Origin of the sequence: Acidovorax sp. YS12 (genome assembly GCA_021496925.1) — a bacterium.
In the GTDB taxonomy this organism is placed as follows: Bacteria; Pseudomonadota; Gammaproteobacteria; order Burkholderiales; family Burkholderiaceae_C; genus Paenacidovorax.
The window spans coordinates 3,094,041-3,108,993 of the sequence record CP053915.1; the positions used below are offsets into that span (position 1 = coordinate 3,094,041).

12 protein-coding genes are annotated in these 14,953 nt (G+C 67.7%); 6 read left to right on the forward strand and 6 right to left on the reverse strand.

Translation table 11 applies throughout. The features are described 5' to 3' along the window. Window positions 1-4 precede the first annotated feature (4 nt). Window positions 5-574 carry a cob(I)yrinic acid a,c-diamide adenosyltransferase gene (locus YS110_13995; GenBank protein ID UJB65783.1) on the forward strand — a complete coding sequence of 190 codons (570 nt, stop codon included), beginning with the start codon at window positions 5-7 and terminating at the stop codon, window positions 572-574. Between the two features lie 163 nt (window positions 575-737). On the opposite strand, the gene YS110_14000 is transcribed toward YS110_13995, so the two are convergent. Next, a complete protein-coding gene (locus YS110_14000) occupies window positions 738-1,163 on the reverse strand; it encodes a hotdog fold thioesterase (GenBank protein UJB65784.1) in 426 nt (141 codons plus the stop codon). Window positions 1,164-1,320: 157 nt separating this feature from the next. On the opposite strand from YS110_14000, the gene YS110_14005 reads away from it, so the two are divergent. Further along, the gene (locus YS110_14005) at window positions 1,321-2,457 is read left to right on the forward strand and encodes an ABC transporter substrate-binding protein (GenBank protein UJB65785.1); all 1,137 of its coding nucleotides are present in this window, start codon (window positions 1,321-1,323) and stop codon (window positions 2,455-2,457) included. Window positions 2,458-2,519: 62 nt separating this feature from the next. Here the strand turns inward: YS110_14005 and YS110_14010 are convergent, their stop codons facing one another. Then, on the reverse strand, window positions 2,520-4,034 hold the full coding sequence (locus tag YS110_14010; GenBank protein ID UJB65786.1) for an acetyl-CoA hydrolase/transferase family protein: 1,515 nt from the start codon (window positions 4,032-4,034) through the stop codon (window positions 2,520-2,522). A gap of 182 nt (window positions 4,035-4,216) precedes the next feature. Then, window positions 4,217-5,503 (reverse strand): pyrimidine utilization transport protein G, encoded by a 1,287-nt coding sequence (locus YS110_14015; GenBank protein UJB65787.1) that lies wholly within the window; start codon window positions 5,501-5,503, stop codon window positions 4,217-4,219. A 209-nt stretch (window positions 5,504-5,712) separates the two neighbouring features. Between YS110_14015 and YS110_14020 the strand changes: the two genes are divergently transcribed. Then, window positions 5,713-6,792 (forward strand): ankyrin repeat domain-containing protein, encoded by a 1,080-nt coding sequence (locus YS110_14020; GenBank protein ID UJB65788.1) that lies wholly within the window; start codon window positions 5,713-5,715, stop codon window positions 6,790-6,792. Window positions 6,793-6,801: 9 nt separating this feature from the next. Here YS110_14020 and YS110_14025 read toward each other — a convergent pair whose 3' ends face one another. Both YS110_14025 and YS110_14030 read right to left on the reverse strand, forming a co-directional pair. After that, complete coding sequence (locus tag YS110_14025; protein ID UJB67461.1) at window positions 6,802-8,670, reverse strand: radical SAM protein; 1,869 nt, start codon at window positions 8,668-8,670, stop codon at window positions 6,802-6,804. A 37-nt stretch (window positions 8,671-8,707) separates the two neighbouring features. Then, window positions 8,708-9,334: a TetR/AcrR family transcriptional regulator gene (locus tag YS110_14030; protein UJB65789.1), complete on the reverse strand. Its 627-nt coding sequence runs from the start codon at window positions 9,332-9,334 to the stop codon at window positions 8,708-8,710. A 79-nt stretch (window positions 9,335-9,413) separates the two neighbouring features. On the opposite strand from YS110_14030, the gene YS110_14035 reads away from it, so the two are divergent. Beyond that, window positions 9,414-10,559, forward strand: a complete 1,146-nt coding sequence (locus YS110_14035; GenBank protein ID UJB65790.1) for an MBL fold metallo-hydrolase — start codon at window positions 9,414-9,416, stop codon at window positions 10,557-10,559. A 130-nt stretch (window positions 10,560-10,689) separates the two neighbouring features. On the opposite strand, the gene ubiM is transcribed toward YS110_14035, so the two are convergent. After that, the gene (gene ubiM, locus YS110_14040) at window positions 10,690-11,943 is read right to left on the reverse strand and encodes a 5-demethoxyubiquinol-8 5-hydroxylase UbiM (protein UJB65791.1); all 1,254 of its coding nucleotides are present in this window, start codon (window positions 11,941-11,943) and stop codon (window positions 10,690-10,692) included. Between the two features lie 457 nt (window positions 11,944-12,400). Between ubiM and YS110_14045 the strand changes: the two genes are divergently transcribed. Together YS110_14045 and YS110_14050 are read left to right on the forward strand one after the other, a co-directional pair. Next, on the forward strand, window positions 12,401-13,318 hold the full coding sequence (locus YS110_14045) for a M48 family metallopeptidase (protein UJB65792.1): 918 nt from the start codon (window positions 12,401-12,403) through the stop codon (window positions 13,316-13,318). A 358-nt stretch (window positions 13,319-13,676) separates the two neighbouring features. Further along, window positions 13,677-14,714 (forward strand): IS110 family transposase, encoded by a 1,038-nt coding sequence (locus YS110_14050; GenBank protein UJB65793.1) that lies wholly within the window; start codon window positions 13,677-13,679, stop codon window positions 14,712-14,714. Window positions 14,715-14,953 lie beyond the last annotated feature (239 nt).

A 14,953-nucleotide genomic window follows, 5' to 3' on the forward strand; every position in this document is an offset into this window, starting at 1 on the left:
CCCCATGGGCAACCGCCTGACACAGATCGCCACGCGCACCGGAGACGACGGCACCACCGGCCTGGGCGACAACACGCGCGTGTCGAAGAACAGCCGCCGCCCGCACGCCATGGGCGACGTGGACGAGCTGAACTCGCACATCGGCCTGCTGCTGTGCGAGCCGCTGCCGCCCAGCGTGCGCGAGCTGCTAATCGACGTGCAGCACCAGTTGTTCAACCTGGGGGGCGAGCTGTCGATTCCCGGCTTCGCGCTGCTCAAGGACGATGCGCTGCTGCAACTCGACCAGGCCCTGGCGCACTACAACGCGCAGTTGCCGCGCCTGCAGGAATTCATCCTGCCCGCCGGCACGCGCGCCGCCGCGCAGGCCCATGTGTGCCGCACCGTGGCGCGCCGCGCCGAGCGCGCCGTGGTGGCGCTGCAGGACGCCGAGCCCATGCGGCCCGCGCCGCGCCAGTACCTCAACCGCCTGTCGGACCTGCTGTTCGTGCTGGCGCGCGTGCTCAACCGGATGGACGGCGGCGACGACGTGTACTGGAAAAGCGAACGCCTGGCGCGCCAGAATGCTACTGAATAAATAGCTGTCAGCGCTTTTCAGGAAAGGGCTAGCGGCCGATTTTGCTTGAAACCGGCGCGCCCCAAGCGCGGGCAGCCGAGCAAGGGCCGCCCCGCAGCGAGGGCTGCGTCCCCCTTCCCGAATGGCGCAGCCATTCGAGAGAAGGGGGAAGCGGCGCAGCCGCTCAGGGGGTTGGTCTCAACACCGCCATGGTGATGCGCGAGACGCAGGTCAGCTCGCCCGCGTCGTTGACCATGTCGATCTGCCACACCTGCGTGGTCTTGCCGATGTGCACCGGCCGCGCCGTGCCCGTGACCCAGCCCTGCGTGGCCGCGCGCAGGTGGTTGGCGTTGATGTCCAGCCCCACGGCGCGGTGGCCCGGCGGGCAGGCGCAGGCGGCGCCGACCGAGCCCAGCGTTTCGGCCAGCACCACGCTCACGCCGCCGTGCAGCAGGCCGTAGGGCTGCTTGGTGCGCGCATCCACGGGCACGCGCGCGCGCAGGAAATCGTCGCCGATCTCGGTGAATTCGATGCCCAGGTGCGATACGGCGCAGCCCTGGTTCCAGGCGTTGAGCTTGTCGAGGGTGAGGGGTTCGGTCCAAATGGCCATGGGGTCTCCGGGTCTTTTGAAAGGGACAGTTTCGCGTAATAGGGGCTTCCTAGAATCGCGCGCTCGCGGCCATTATTGGCCGCCAGGGGGCGCCCGCTGTAGCGCAGGCGACAGCCTGCCGGGCCCCGTCCGCCATGTCTTCGTGATTGTTCTGTCCATGCATCGCCGCCAGTTCGTCTCCCTCGCCGCCCTTGCCGCCCCCGCCTTCGTCCGCCATGCCCTGGCCCAGGAGGCCGGCCTGTCCGCCAAGACCCTCACCATCGGCTGCTCGGCCGCCACCACCGGGCCGCTGGCCAGCTCCGGCCTCGACATCCAGCGCGGCACCGAGGCCGCCATGGCGCAGATCAACGCGCGCGGCGGCATCCACGGCCGCGCGCTGCAACTGCTGATGATGGACGACGCCTACGAGCCCGAGCGCAGCGCCGCCAACGTGCGGCAGATGCTCGCGCAGGGCCAGGTGTTCGCGCTGCTGTCGTGCTTCGGCACGCCGAACAACCAGGCCATCCTGCCGCTGGTGGAGGAGTCCGGCATTCCCTACGTGGCGCCGCTGTCGGGCGCGATGTCGCTGCGCAAGGGCACGCGCAACGTGTTCCACGTGCGCGCGAGCTACACCGACGAGATCGTGCGCCTGGTGCAGCGCCTGACCGGCATGGGCCTCAAGGGCATCGCCGTGGTCTACCAGGACAACGCCTACGGCCGCGAAATGCTGGACGACGCCACGCGCGCCCTGGCCGCGCAGGGGCACAAGCCCGCGCTGCAGGTGGCCGTGGCCACCGACGGCAGGAACCTGGCGGGCGCCGTGTCCCAGGTGGCGGCGGCGCGCCCCGCGGCGGTACTGCTGGCCACGGCGGGCACGGTGTCGGTGGGGCTGGTGCGCGGCCTGCGCAAGAGCGCGCCGGGCGTGCTGCTCACCGGCCTGAGCCCGACGCTACCCAGCGACAGCCTGCGCCAACTGGGCGAGGACGGCAGCGGCATCGCGCTGTCGATGGTGGTGCCCGACCCGCACCGCGCCAGGCTGCAGTTGGTGCGCGACTACCAGTCCGCGATGCGCGCGCAGGGGCACCAGGAATTCACCCAGGGCAGCCTGGAGGCCTACGTGAACACGCGCGTGCTGGCCGAGGGGCTGGAGCGCACCGGGCGCGATCCGCTGCCGGTGCGCCTGAACGCGGCGCTGGCCGCCATCCGCAACCTGAACCTGGGCGGCTTCACGGTGGACTACAGCGGCCAGACGCCGTTCGTCGGCTCGCGCTACCTCGACCTGGGGGTGCTGGGCAGCACGGGGCGCTTCGTTTAGAACGCTTCTTCTTTGATAGCTGCCAGCGCTTTCCCATCAAGGGCTGGAGGCGTTTTTCCTTCTTACTTGCGCATGTCGCCGGTGTCCAGGCAGCGCTGGTGCCAGCTCAGGGCCTCGCCCAGCAGGTGCGGCGTGTGCTGCGCGCCCTGGCGGCGCGCGCGGTCGAAGTAGTCCTGCAGCAGCGGACGGTAGTCAGGGTGGGCGCAGTGGTCGATGATGGCCTGCGCGCGCTGGCGCGGCGACAGGCCGCGCAGGTCGGCCAGGCCCTGCTCGGTGACGATGATCTGCGTGTCGTGCTCGGTGTGGTCCACGTGCGAGCACATGGGCACGATGCAGCTGATCTTGCCGTCCTTGGCCACCGAGGGCGTGACGAAGAACGACAGGTAGCCGTTGCGCGCGAAGTCGCCCGAGCCGCCGATGCCGTTCATCATGCTCGAACCCATGAGGTGCGTGGAGTTGACGTTGCCGTAGATGTCGGCCTCGATCATCGAGTTCATGGCGATGATGCCCAGGCGGCGCACCAGCTCGGGGTGGTTGCTGATCTCCTGCGGGCGCAGGATGATGCGGTCGCGGTAGAAGTCGATGTTCTTCTCGAAGTCCTCGTAGGCGCCGCGCGACAGCGAGATGGCCGTGGCCGAGGCGCGCTTCATCTTGCCCGCGCGCAGCAGGTCGAGCATGCCGTCCTGCAGCACCTCGGTGAAGCCCAGCAGGTTGTCGAACGGGCCGTGCAGCAGCCCGGCCAGCACGGCGTTGGCCACGTTGCCCACGCCCGACTGGATGGGCAGCATCTGCTGCGGCAGGCGGCCCTGCTTCATCTCGTGCGCCAGGAAGTCGATGATGTACTCGGCGATGCGCTGCGAGTTCGCGTCGGGCTGCGAGAACAGGTTGTCGCGGTCGCCGCTGTGCGTCTCCACCACGGCCACCACCTTGCGCGGGTCCACCTGCAGGTAGGGCTCGCCGATGCGGTTGTCGGCATGCGTCAGGCTGATGGGCACGCGCCGCGGCGGCAGGGCGGTGCCGTAGTAGATGTCGTGCATGCCTTCCAGGCGCAGCGGCAGCTTGGTGTTCACCTCCAGGATCACCTTGTCGGCGATCTCCAGCCAGGTCTTGTTGTTGCCCACGGCGGTGGAGGGGATCAGGAGCCCGTCGGCCGTGATGCCGACGATCTCGACGATGGCCACGTCCATGCGCCCGAGGAAGCCGAACCAGGCGTGCTGCGCCACGTGCGACAGGTGCATGTCGATGTAGTCGATCTCGCCCGCGTTGATCTTCTTGCGCGCCATGGCGTCGGAGTTGAACGGCAGGCGCTGCGCCACCGCGTCGGCAGCGGCCAGCAGGCCATCGACCTCGGGCGCGGTGGAGGCGCCCGTCCACACGTTGATGCGGTACGGCCGCCCGGCCTTGTGCTCGCTCTGCGCGTGCGCCGCGATGGCCTGGGGCAGCGCCTTGGGGTAGCCCGCGCCGGTGAAGCCGCTCAGGCCCACGGTGGCGCCATGCGCGACGTGCTGCGCGGCCTGCTCGGCCGTCATGCTGCGGGAAAGAAAGTCTGCGTGGCGCACGCGCTCAGCCAGGGCCATGGGAAGCATCTCCAGTCACGATGAAAAAAGCCGCCCTCCATGGAAGAAGGGCGGCTGCGGGCCTGGTGTCGCGACACGGGCCCGTGCCGCGCGATGGTAACGCCACGGCGCGCGCGGTTAAGGGTAAACTCTGTTAATCCCGATGGCCAGACTCGCCCGTCAGGCCCGTGTAATCCGGCGGCTCATGGCGCGCGCCGCAGCAGCGCGTGCAGCAGGATGGCGCCGAAGGTGGCGGTGCCGATGCCGCCGAGCGCGAAGTCGCCGAACTTCAGCGTGAACTCGCCCGTGCCCAGGATGATGGTGATGGCGGCGACGATCAGGTTGGCGTTCTGCGAGAAGTCCACGCGGTTGTCCACCCAGATCTTGGCGCCAGCGATGGCGATGAGGCCGAACACGACGATGGACACGCCGCCCATCACGGGCAGCGGAATGGCCTGGATCAGCGCGCCGAACTTGGGGCTGAAGCCCAGCAGCACGGCGATCAGCGCCGCCACCAGGAACACGGCGGTGGAGTAGATGCGCGTGGCCGCCATCACGCCGATGTTCTCGGCATAGGTGGTCACGCCCGTGCCGCCGGCCGCGCCGCTGACCATGGTGGCCACGCCGTCGCCGATGAAGGCCCGGCCCATGTACTGGTCCAGGTTCTTGCCGGTCATGGCCGTCACGGCCTTGATGTGGCCCAGGTTCTCGGCCACCAGGATGATGACCACCGGCACGATCAGCAGCATGGCCGGCGCGCTGAACACCGGCGCGTGGAACTGCGGCAGGCCGAACCAGGGCGCGGCGGCGATGCCCGACACGTCGATCGGCTTGCCCAGGCCCAGCCCGTTGGTCAGCACGGCGTAGGCGATGCTGGCCAGGATCAGACCGACCAGGATCAGCAGGCGCTGCACCATGCCCTTGGTGAACACGGCCACCAGCGCCACGCAGACGAAGGTGAGCGCCTGCATCCAGCTCTCGAAGTTGTTGGCCGCCATGTTCTTCACGGGGATGGCCGCCAGATTCAGCCCGATCACCGCCACCACCGCGCCCGTGACCACGGGGGGCATGAAGCGCTCGATCCAGCCCGTGCCCACGGCCTGCACCACCAGGCCCACGGCGGCGTACACCGCGCCGCAGGCGATGATGCCGCCCAGCGCCACGCCGACGTTGGCGTTGGGCCCCTTGCCCGCGTAGGCCGTGGCGGCGATCACCACGCCGATGAAGGCGAACGACGAGCCCAGGTAGCTGGGCACCTTGCCGCCGGTGATGAGGAAGAAGATCAGCGTGCCGATGCCGCTCATGAACACGGCCAGGTTGGGGTCGAACCCCATGAGGATGGGCGCGAGCACGGTGGAGCCGAACATGGCGATGACGTGCTGGATGCCCATCAGCCCGGTCTGCGGCCAGGGCAGCCGCTCATCCGGCCCGATCACGCCGCCGCCCTGCAGCACCTGCGCCGGGCGCTCATTCCATTGGAACAACCCCATTTTTTTACTCCTGTCTGGTTGGGTGCGGCGATGGTAGAGGGTTTGCCTGCGTTGTGTAAGTTTTGCATCAAAAAAGCCGAAAAAGCTTGTGTATCAAGCGCTAGCAGCTATCAATTTTGCAGTCTCGTGGTGCATGGGCGCACCATGGCGGTGCACCGCAGCGGCAGCCCGCGGCAGGGCACAATCGCCGCGCACCACCACCCGCCGCCATGGAAACCATCACCCGATTCACGCTGGTCTGCCACGACACCGCCGACGCCGATGCGCTGCATGCGGTCTTCGGCAGCCCGGCCGGCGCGCCGCTCGAAGCCGCCCTCCAGGCCTTCTTCGCCGCCCGTAAGCGCGCCATCCATCCGCCCGGTGGCATGGGCTTCGACCACTACCAGCGCATGGGCCTGGTGATCGACGCGGCCTTCACCTCGGGCTCCACCGACGCTGGCGACTTCATCCGGCCCCTGGCCAAGATCTGCCATGCGCTGCATGCGGAACTGGTGGATGACGAGGAGGCGCGCAAGCTCGAATACGGCTTCATCGACGGAAAAAAGAAGGCCCCCGCCGACGTCGTTGCCCTGATGAAAACCTTGGCGCCCGTGGCAGCGCTGGGCCGCGTGGGCAGGGCCATCGAGGCCGCCGAGCGCATGGAAAGCGACCCCACCTATGCCTTCATCCGCGCGATCGGGTTTTCCAAGAACCAAGCCACCGTCCAGGCATTGCTGGAGAAAGGGGCGGACCCCAACAGCAAGTTTTCGTCGGGCTATTCCTGCCTGAACAAGGCCATCACCGACAAGCGCGTGAAGATTGTGCAGCTCATGCTGGAGCACGGCGCCGACCCCAACCTGCCGCACAAGGGCTACCCCAACCTGTACGAGGCGTGCCGCTTCTCGGCGCCCAAGATCGTGGACTTGCTGCTGCAATACGGCGCCGACCCGGATGGGCGCGAGAAGGGGTCTTCGGACACCAGCTACCCCATCGAGATCGCCATCTACCACCACCAGGCCCAGATCGTGCAATCGCTGCTGGACAAGGGCGCCCGCACCAGCGGCCTGCCCAAGCTGGCGAACCTGCTGGAGTTGACGGCCACCACCTTCGATGCCATGTACGAGAACCTCGACGGCAAGCTCGCCATCTTCAAGCTGCTGGTGCGGGACCCAGCGCTGAAGGCCGAGCTGGTGCAAAAGCGGGACCGCCTGACAGGCATGCTCCAAAAGTCTTTTGCGGCTTACAAGTACCAGACCTCCAAGGACCGCAAGGATTTCGACGACATCCTGGCCTTCATGGCCGCAGTCTGAAACCGGCGTTTAGCCCCGTTGTTGTAGCGCCCGCGCAATGCGGTCGCGCCGCACCGTGGTCTTGGGCACCTTGAACGGGAACCACATGCGCACATCCTCCTCCAGCCCGATGCCGTGCATGTAGTTGTAGATGGCCTTCTTGAGCCCCGCGCCTAGCGCGTCGTGATCGATCCCGGTCGGGTCGATGAAGGCCACGTCGTTCTTCGCAAAGCCGCCCGGCGGCAGCGGCGCCAGCGTGACGCCGTAGTCCTGCGGGTTCTGGCCCACGGGCGAATGCACGGTGCAGGCAAAGCGGTGGAAGAAACCGCTCTGGATGCAGCCGTTGCCGAACAGCTGGCGCACGTATTCCAGCGCGTCCACCGTGTCCTGCACCGTCTGCGTGGGAAAGCCGTACATCAGGTAGGCATGCACGAGGATGCCTGCGTCCGAGAATGCCTTGGTCACGCGGGCCACCTGGTCCACGCTCACGCCCTTCTTCATCAGCGCCAGCAGCCGGTCCGACGCCACCTCCAGCCCGCCCGAGATGGCGATGCAGCCGCTGTCGGCCAGCAGCTCCGCCAGCTCGGGCGTGAAGGTCTTCTCGAACCGCACATTGCCCCACCACGAGATGCCCGCGTCGCGCGCAATCAGCTCCGTCGCCAGCGCCTTGAGCGCCTTGGGCGGCGCGGCTTCATCGACGAAGTGAAAACCCGTCTGCCCCGTCTCGGCCACGATGGATGCGATGCGGTCGGCCAGCACCTGCGCGCTCGCGCCCTCGTAGCGGCTGATGTAGTCCAGGCTGACGTCGCAGAAACTGCACTTCTTCCAGTAGCAGCCGTGCGCCACGGTCAGCTTGTTCCAGCGCCCGTCGCTCCACAGGCGGTGCATGGGGTTGAGCATGTCCAGCAGCGACAGGTAGTCGGAGAGCGGCAGCCCGTCCCACGTGGGCGTGCCGACCTCGGCGAAGGCGATGTCGGCCTCCATCATGTTCACGTACTGCACCTGGCCCGCGTCGTCGCGAATGAAGGTGCGCACCAGCCGCTGGCGCCCGCGCTGGCCCTGCAGATGCTCCAGCAGCGCGAGCAAGGGGCGCTCGCCCGCGTCCAGCGTCACGTAGTCGAAATGGTCGAACACGCGCGGCTCGGCCAGCTCGCGCAGTTCGGTGTTGACGAAGCCGCCGCCCAGCACCGTGGCGATGTGCGGGTGCCGCGCCTTGATCGCCTGCGCGATGCGAAAGGCCGCGTACACCGAGCCGGGAAAGGGCACGGACAGCAGCACCACGTCCGGCCGGTGGCGTTCGACGGCCTCGTGCGTCAGCGCTTGCAGCATCTCGTCCACCAACGTGGGCTTTGCCGCCAGCGCATCGGCCAGCGGGTCGAAAGTCGGCTGGCTGCCCGCCAGCGATTCGGCATAGCGCACGAACTCAAAGCGCTCGTCCACCGCATCGCGCAGCACGTCGGCCAGGTCGTTCAGGTACAGCGTCGCAACGTGCTTGGCGCGGTCGTGCAAACCCAAAGCGCCAAAGGCCCAGCCCAGCGGGTCGCCGCCCTCGTCGTCCACGTACACGTCCAGCGACGCGAAGCGCGGCCCCTCGGGCAGATAGTGGCGGCCCGCGATGCGGTGCGCCAGCGTGCTGTCGCGGCCCTGCAAGAAGGCGATGGCGGGGCCGATGGTGGCGAGGTAGCGCCCCTGCTGCGCCGCGAAGGCCTGCACGCTGGGGCTGCGCTGCTTTTCGGGAAGGGCCTCGATGCGCTCGGCCACGGCGCGCAGGCCCCAGGGCGAGAGCAGGCGCAGCACCAGCGCGAGCGCCAGATCCTCTTGCACCGCCGCGACGCCGCGCGAGCGCAGAAAGCCCGTGAGGTAGGCGGTGGACGGGTACGGCGTGTTGAGCTGCGTCATCGGCGGGATGACGGACAGCACGCGCAGCGGCGGAGGCTTATCGCTTGGCGGCATAGAACCCCAGGAACATATCCACCGCATCCGCCAGCACCTGCCGCTGCCGCGCCGCACTCAGCGGCGGCTGGCCCATGGCGAGCTGCGGCCAGAAGGCGAAGGACTTGACCATGCCGTGCAGTTGGTTGGCGGCGTACTGCGCATCCACGCCCGCGCGCAGGGCGCCGGCTTTTTGCGCGGCGCGGATCCAGCGCGGCAGGCCCTCTTCCTTCTCGGACAGGCGCGCCGCCATGGCCTGGGCGCGCTCGGGCGTATGCATCATCTCGGCCAGGGCCACGCGCGAGAGGTCGATGAAGCTCGCATCGTTGAGCAGCCGCATCTTCTCCTCCAGCACCTCCAGCAGCTGCGCGCGCAGCGGGCGGCGAGCGTCGTAGGCCACGTCGGCCAGCGAATGGCCGCGCTCCCACAACTGCTCCAGGATGGCTTCGAACAACTCGTCCTTGCTCGGGAAGTGGTTGTACACCGTGCGCTTGGAGACTTCGGCGGCGGCGGCCACGCGGTCCATGCTGGTGCCGTTGAAGCCGTGCTCGCGGAACTCGGCGATGGCGGCCTGCACGATGGCATCGCGCTTGCGGTCGGTCAGGCGGGTGGGTGGGGCGGCCTCGGTCATACCGCTATTTTACACCGGGGAGTTTACTTTTCTGAAAAGTGAACTACACTGTGCAGTGTAATTTTCGGCACAGCGCTCCATGCCCCGAATCCTTCTGGTCCTTACCGTCGTCATCGCCATGGCCTACAGCATTCTTTCCTGCACCACCCTGCCGGCAAACTCCGCCCACGAGCAGTCGCCCCAGTACACCGGGGGCAAGTTCCGCAACGCCGCGCCCCGGCAGGCGCCGGGCTTCGCCAAGACCCTGGGCATCCTGTGGCGTTTCATGACCGACAAGCCTGCCGACGCGGTGCCCGCCCAGCCGCTGCAGGTGCTGCCGCTCACCCAAGCCGACTTGGCTGCTGCCCCCGACATGAGCCTGTGGCGCCTGGGCCATTCGACCATGCTGCTCAAGCTGCAAGGCCGGTTCTGGCTGACCGACCCGGTGTTCTCCGAGCGCGCCTCGCCATTTACCTTCATGGGCCCCAAGCGCTTCCATGCGCCGCCCATTTCCATCGACGAGCTGCCGCCCATCACCGGCGTGCTGCTCTCGCACGACCACTACGACCACCTGGATTTCGACGCCATCCAGCAACTCGCCCCCAAGGTCGCGCACTTCGTCACGCCGCTGGGCGTGGGCGACCGCCTCATCGCCTGGGGCGTGCCGGCGGCCAAGGTGCAGCAGTTCGACTGGTGGCAGGGCACGACCCTTGCCGGCATGAAGCTGACGGCCACGCCCGCGCAGCACTTCTCGGGCCGCAGCCTGTCGGACGGCAACCGCACGCTGTGGGCGTCGTGGGTGATTCAGTCAGGTGACACCCGCATCTTCTTCAGCGGCGACACGGGCTACTTCGATGGCTTCAAGGCCATCGGCGAGCGCTACGGCCCCTTCGATCTGACGATGATCGAGACCGGCGCCTACGACCCCCAGTGGCCCGACGTGCACATGCAACCCGAGGAGAGTTTGCAAGCCCACCTGGACGTGCGCGGTCGCCACCTGATGCCCATCCACAACGGCACCTTCGACCTGGCGCTGCATGCGTGGACGGACCCGTTCGAGCGCATCACAGCGCTGGCGGACAAGGCGGGCGTGCCGCTGGTGGCGCCGGTGATGGGCGAGCGGCTGGACATCCGCCAGCCTGCGCTGTCGCAGCAGTGGTGGCGCGCGGGAGCCGCCCCTCAGCGCGCCAGCGCGCCCACCACGCGCGCTGCGGCGCGGATCTCCGCGCCATCGAATCCCGCATAGCCCAGCAGCCACGTCCCACGTGGACGTGGCGACGGGCATGGGGCAGGCGGTGGGTGGGGCGGAGCGCTGATGCCCGCCATCCCTGGGCCGCCCGCCGCCAGCGGCGCTACCGCCTGGCGGGTGTACAGGGTCAGGACGTGAGGGTGGGCCACGCCGGGCGCCGCCCGGTGAGCTGGCTCACGATGGCGGCCTTGAGCGGCGGCAGGCGGTTGGAGCCGGCCAGCAGGGCCTGGCGCAGCAGCTTGGGCAGGGGCCGGTCGTCGGTGTACAGGCGCACGATGGCATTGGTGCCCTGGAACAGCGGCCAGGCGTGGCGGTGGTGGGCGCTGGCGTAGCGCTGCAGCACGCTGGCGGCGCCCAGGTCGGCGCCGTCGGCCTGGGCGGCGACCAGGGCCTGCGTCAGGCTCTCCACGCCCGACAGGCCCAGGTTGTAGCCGTGCGCCGTGACCGGGTGCATGCCCACGGCGGCGTCGCCCAGCAGTGCGCAGCGCGCCCCGGCAAAGCGGTGCGCGTACACGGCCACCAGCGGGTAGGCGTGGCGCTCGCCCACCAGGTGCATCTGCCCCAGGCGGTGCTGGAACTGCGCCTGCACGCGCGCGGTGAACTCCTCGGGCGGCAGCGCCAGCAGGGCCTGGGCCTGTTCGGCACTGGCCGTGACCACGGCCGAGCACGTCGGTGTGCCGTCGATCCAGTCGTTGGGCAGCGGCAGGATGGCCAGCGTGCGGTCGTAGCCGAAGCACTCGTGCGCCGTCTCGTGGTGCGGCAGTTCGTGGCGCATGCGGCAGACGATGACGGTGCGGCCGAAGTCAGTCATGGCCGCGCCGATGCCGAGCTGGCGGCGCGTGGCGGAAAAGCGGCTGTCGGCGGCCACCACCAGCGGCGCTTCCAGATGCTGGGCGTCGCCGTTGGCGTCGGTGTATTCCAGCGCGGCGTGGGTGGCGGCCACGGCCACGCGCGTGACCTTGGCGCTGCTGACGATCTGCACACCCGGCGTGCGCGCGGCCACTTCGTAGGCCGTGCGGCGCAGCGCGTGGTTGGGCACGATCCAGCCCAGGTGCTGCACCCCCGTGCCGCCGGCGTGCAGCTGCATGGCGCCACGCTGGCCCACGGGGCCGTCGTGCACCTGGGCTTCGCGCAGCAGGCCGACCTCGTGCTCGGCCAGGCGCTGCCAGCTGCCCAGGCGCTGCAGCGTGGCCACGCTGGGGTGGGTGAGGGCGATTTCGCGCCCGTCGGGCGCGGGGGCGGCCAGCGCCTCCTCGGGCTGCTGCTCCACCAGGGTGGAGCTGAGGCCGGCCTGGGCCAGCGCGATGGACAGGGACAGGCCGGCGGGGCCGGCGCCGACGATGAGCACGTCGCTGCTGCGGTTCATCTGCTGCGGAAGCATGCGGTGGGTTCCATTCTTCAAAGAGCGCGCACCGGGCGCGAAGGGGCCATTGTGCGGCCCCCCACGGGGCGGGGCTTGCATTGTCTCAAGAACTGGCATGGTGCACGAATGCTCCTGATTTGGGAGCTGCCAGCGCTTTTCCCGCCTGCGTTTCAGCGTGGAATGCCGCTGCATATGGCGTCCACGAAGCGCCAGGCGCTATGAATTTTGACTTGTGGCAAATACGGACGACAGACGTGCGTCTTTTGTGTAACTGCATGTGCCCCTGCCGCCGGGGGAAATGCAGGCACGCCCCCCGTGCACCGCGCCGCCGCGCCCACGAACGGCTGGAGAGGATAGATACACATGGATGCATTTGCCGCCGCGATGCATGCGAATCGCGTGCTTTGCATGGAAGAATCGCGCCGCCGCCCCCCGGCTGGGCAGGGGCCGGGTGGCGCGGTACTCCATCGATTCCATGGCATTGCCCGGGCATGCGGCCGGGCGGCGCGCTGTGCGCGGGGCCGTGGCATCCACCGAATCCAACCATGAGGGACTCCAAGTGAACAAGTGCATTTCGAGCGTGGGCGCCGTGGCGCTGGCCCTGGCTTTGGCCGGCTGCGAGACGACCGGGGGCGGCAGCGCCAAGGGCGGGGGATCGGCGCTGTCGAGCGCGCTGGGCGCGGCCAGCGCGGGCGGCTCCGGCGCCCCCAAGGAAGAGAACAAGGTGGGCGCGGCGCTGGACCTGTTCAAGGCCGCCACGGTGTCGGACGAGGAACTCAAGTCGGTCTCGCTGCAGTACCGCAACTATGAAGACCGCCAGGAGAAGGTGGCCCCGCCGGGCAACAAGTACGCCCAGCGCCTGGCCCGCCTGACGAAGAAGCACGTGAACGAGGACGGGCTCAAGCTCAACTTCAAGGTGTACCTGAGCAACGAGGTGAACGCCAACGCCACACCCGACGGCTCGATCCGCGTCTACAGCGGCCTGATGGACCGGATGAACGACCAGGAGCTGCTGGGCGTGATCGGCCACGAGATCGGCCACGTCAAGCTGGCCCATTCGCTGTCGGCCATGCGCACGGCATACCTGGCCTCGGCGGGCCGCAAGGCGGCCTCGGCCGCGGGCGGCGCGGGCCGGCTGGCCGACTCGGACCTGGGCGCGCTGGGCGAGAAGCTGGTGAACAGCCAGTTCTCGCAGAGCCAGGAAACCGCGTCGGACGACTACGGCCTGGCCTTCATGCAAAAGCACAAGTACAAGGTGCAGGCCATGGAATCGGCCTTCCGCAAGATCGCCGCGCTGGGCGGCAAGCAAGGCGGCCTGGACCAGATGCTCTCCAGCCACCCCGACCCCTCGGGCCGCGCCGACCGCATGCGCGACAAGGCCGCGGGCAAGTAGCCCCCAGAACGTGTTCATGATCTTTTCATAGAGCCCGTTGCCCCGCAAAAGTGGCAGATGCAAGGCGCAAAGCGCAGCCGGGCTGGTGGCCCGGCGAGCATTTGCAACGCCGCAGATGCCACTTTTGCGGGGCAACCCTTCGGGCAAGGCAGCAAAAAGCCGCACTCGTCGTTGCGCACCTTGCCCAGGCAGAGAGCCTGGGCTGCGGCGCGCGCCTAGATTGCGGCTTTTTGCTGCCTTGCGGGCACTATGAAAAGATCATGAACCAATGGGATGGACGCCCCTACCCTAAACGGCATCAAAGTGCCAAAGTGGAGACGTCAGTTCTCTTCCACTTCAACGAGCAGGAGCGTCCACCATGAAGGTTACAACCATTGGCATCGATCTGGCCAAGAATGTGTTTCAAGTCCACGGCGTTGATGAACACGGTCGGGCAGTGTTCAACAAGCCGCTCAAGCGCAACCAGATAGCGGCATTCTTTGCCAACCTACCCGCCTGTCTGATCGGCATGGAAGCTTGCGCCAGCGCCCATCACTGGGCACGCAAGCTCCAGGGCATGGGCCACACCGTGCGCCTGATGGCCCCGCAGTTCGTCAAGCCCTACGTCAAGACCAACAAGAGTGATGCCGCCGATGCTGCTGCCATCTGCGAAGCTGTTACCCGCCCGAGCATGCGTTTCGTGCCCGTCAAGAACATCGAGCAGCAAAGCGTACTGGCCCTGCACCGGGTGCGACAGGGGTTTGTCCTGGCCCGCACCGCGCAAGCCAATCAAATCCGGGGCCTGCTCGCCGAGTTTGGGCTGGTCATTCCACAGGGCATCGGCCACATCCACCAGCGGGTGCCAGAGCTCATCGAGGATGCTTCCAATGAACTGCTCGGCATGTTCCGCCAGCTCATGAACAAGCTGCTGGAGCACCTCAAGGAGCTTGACCGCCAGGTTCAGGAACTGGAAGCGCAAATCGTCGCCTGGCACCGCCAAAGCGATTTGAGCCGCAGGCTCGAACAGATACCCGGCATTGGCCCCGTGACGGCTTGCGCATTGGTCGCTTCGTTGGGCGATGCCAGGCACTTCAAGGATGGTCGACAAGTGGCTGCCTGGCTGGGCCTTGTGCCACGCCAGCACTCCAGCGGGGGCAAGCAAAACTTGCTGGGCATCAGCAAGCGGGGCGACACCTATTTGCGAACCTTGCTGATTCACGGTGCACGCTCGGTGATCTACCACACGCAGAACAAAGCATCCGACAGTGCGCAATGCCGCTGGGTCAATGGCGTGCTACAGCGGCGCAACAAGAACGTGGCAGCGGTGGCGCTGGCCAACAAGAATGCACGCATCGTGTGGGCCTTGCTCGCGCATGACAGAAGTTACGAGTCAGGCTACACACGGCAAGCAGCCTGAGCAGCCACAGCGCCGCTACGGCAGGAACAACGACGACAGGGAGCAAAACCACCGATTGCTCAAGCAATCATGAAGTGATGGCAAGACAGGTCAGACCGTGGTGGATGCAATCCGATGAGAACGTAGCACTTCGAGTGCGCTGAACCGATAGGAAATCCGCCAGCGAATCCCATCAGGGACCGTGGCTCATGCCACATCAAGTCCGGATATACGGGTGCAATCTTTACCTACTTGACAGC

Bases quoted from the DNA above. Each gene is read 5' to 3' on its own strand.
- YS110_14000 (UJB65784.1), bottom strand. From the start codon at position 1,163: ATGGCCATTTGGACCGAACCCCTCACCCTCGACAAGCTCAACGCCTGG.
- YS110_14020 (UJB65788.1), top strand. From the start codon at position 5,713: ATGGAAACCATCACCCGATTCACGCTGGTCTGCCACGACACCGCCGAC.
- ubiM (UJB65791.1), bottom strand. From the start codon at position 11,943: ATGCTTCCGCAGCAGATGAACCGCAGCAGCGACGTGCTCATCGTCGGC.
- YS110_14025 (UJB67461.1), bottom strand. From the start codon at position 8,670: ATGACGCAGCTCAACACGCCGTACCCGTCCACCGCCTACCTCACGGGC.
- YS110_14045 (UJB65792.1), top strand. From the start codon at position 12,401: ATGGCATTGCCCGGGCATGCGGCCGGGCGGCGCGCTGTGCGCGGGGCC.
- YS110_14030 (UJB65789.1), bottom strand. From the start codon at position 9,334: ATGACCGAGGCCGCCCCACCCACCCGCCTGACCGACCGCAAGCGCGAT.
- YS110_14010 (UJB65786.1), bottom strand. From the start codon at position 4,034: ATGGCCCTGGCTGAGCGCGTGCGCCACGCAGACTTTCTTTCCCGCAGC.
- YS110_14035 (UJB65790.1), top strand. From the start codon at position 9,414: ATGCCCCGAATCCTTCTGGTCCTTACCGTCGTCATCGCCATGGCCTAC.
- YS110_14005 (UJB65785.1), top strand. From the start codon at position 1,321: ATGCATCGCCGCCAGTTCGTCTCCCTCGCCGCCCTTGCCGCCCCCGCC.
- YS110_14050 (UJB65793.1), top strand. From the start codon at position 13,677: ATGAAGGTTACAACCATTGGCATCGATCTGGCCAAGAATGTGTTTCAA.
- YS110_14015 (UJB65787.1), bottom strand. From the start codon at position 5,503: ATGGGGTTGTTCCAATGGAATGAGCGCCCGGCGCAGGTGCTGCAGGGC.
- YS110_13995 (UJB65783.1), top strand. From the start codon at position 5: ATGGGCAACCGCCTGACACAGATCGCCACGCGCACCGGAGACGACGGC.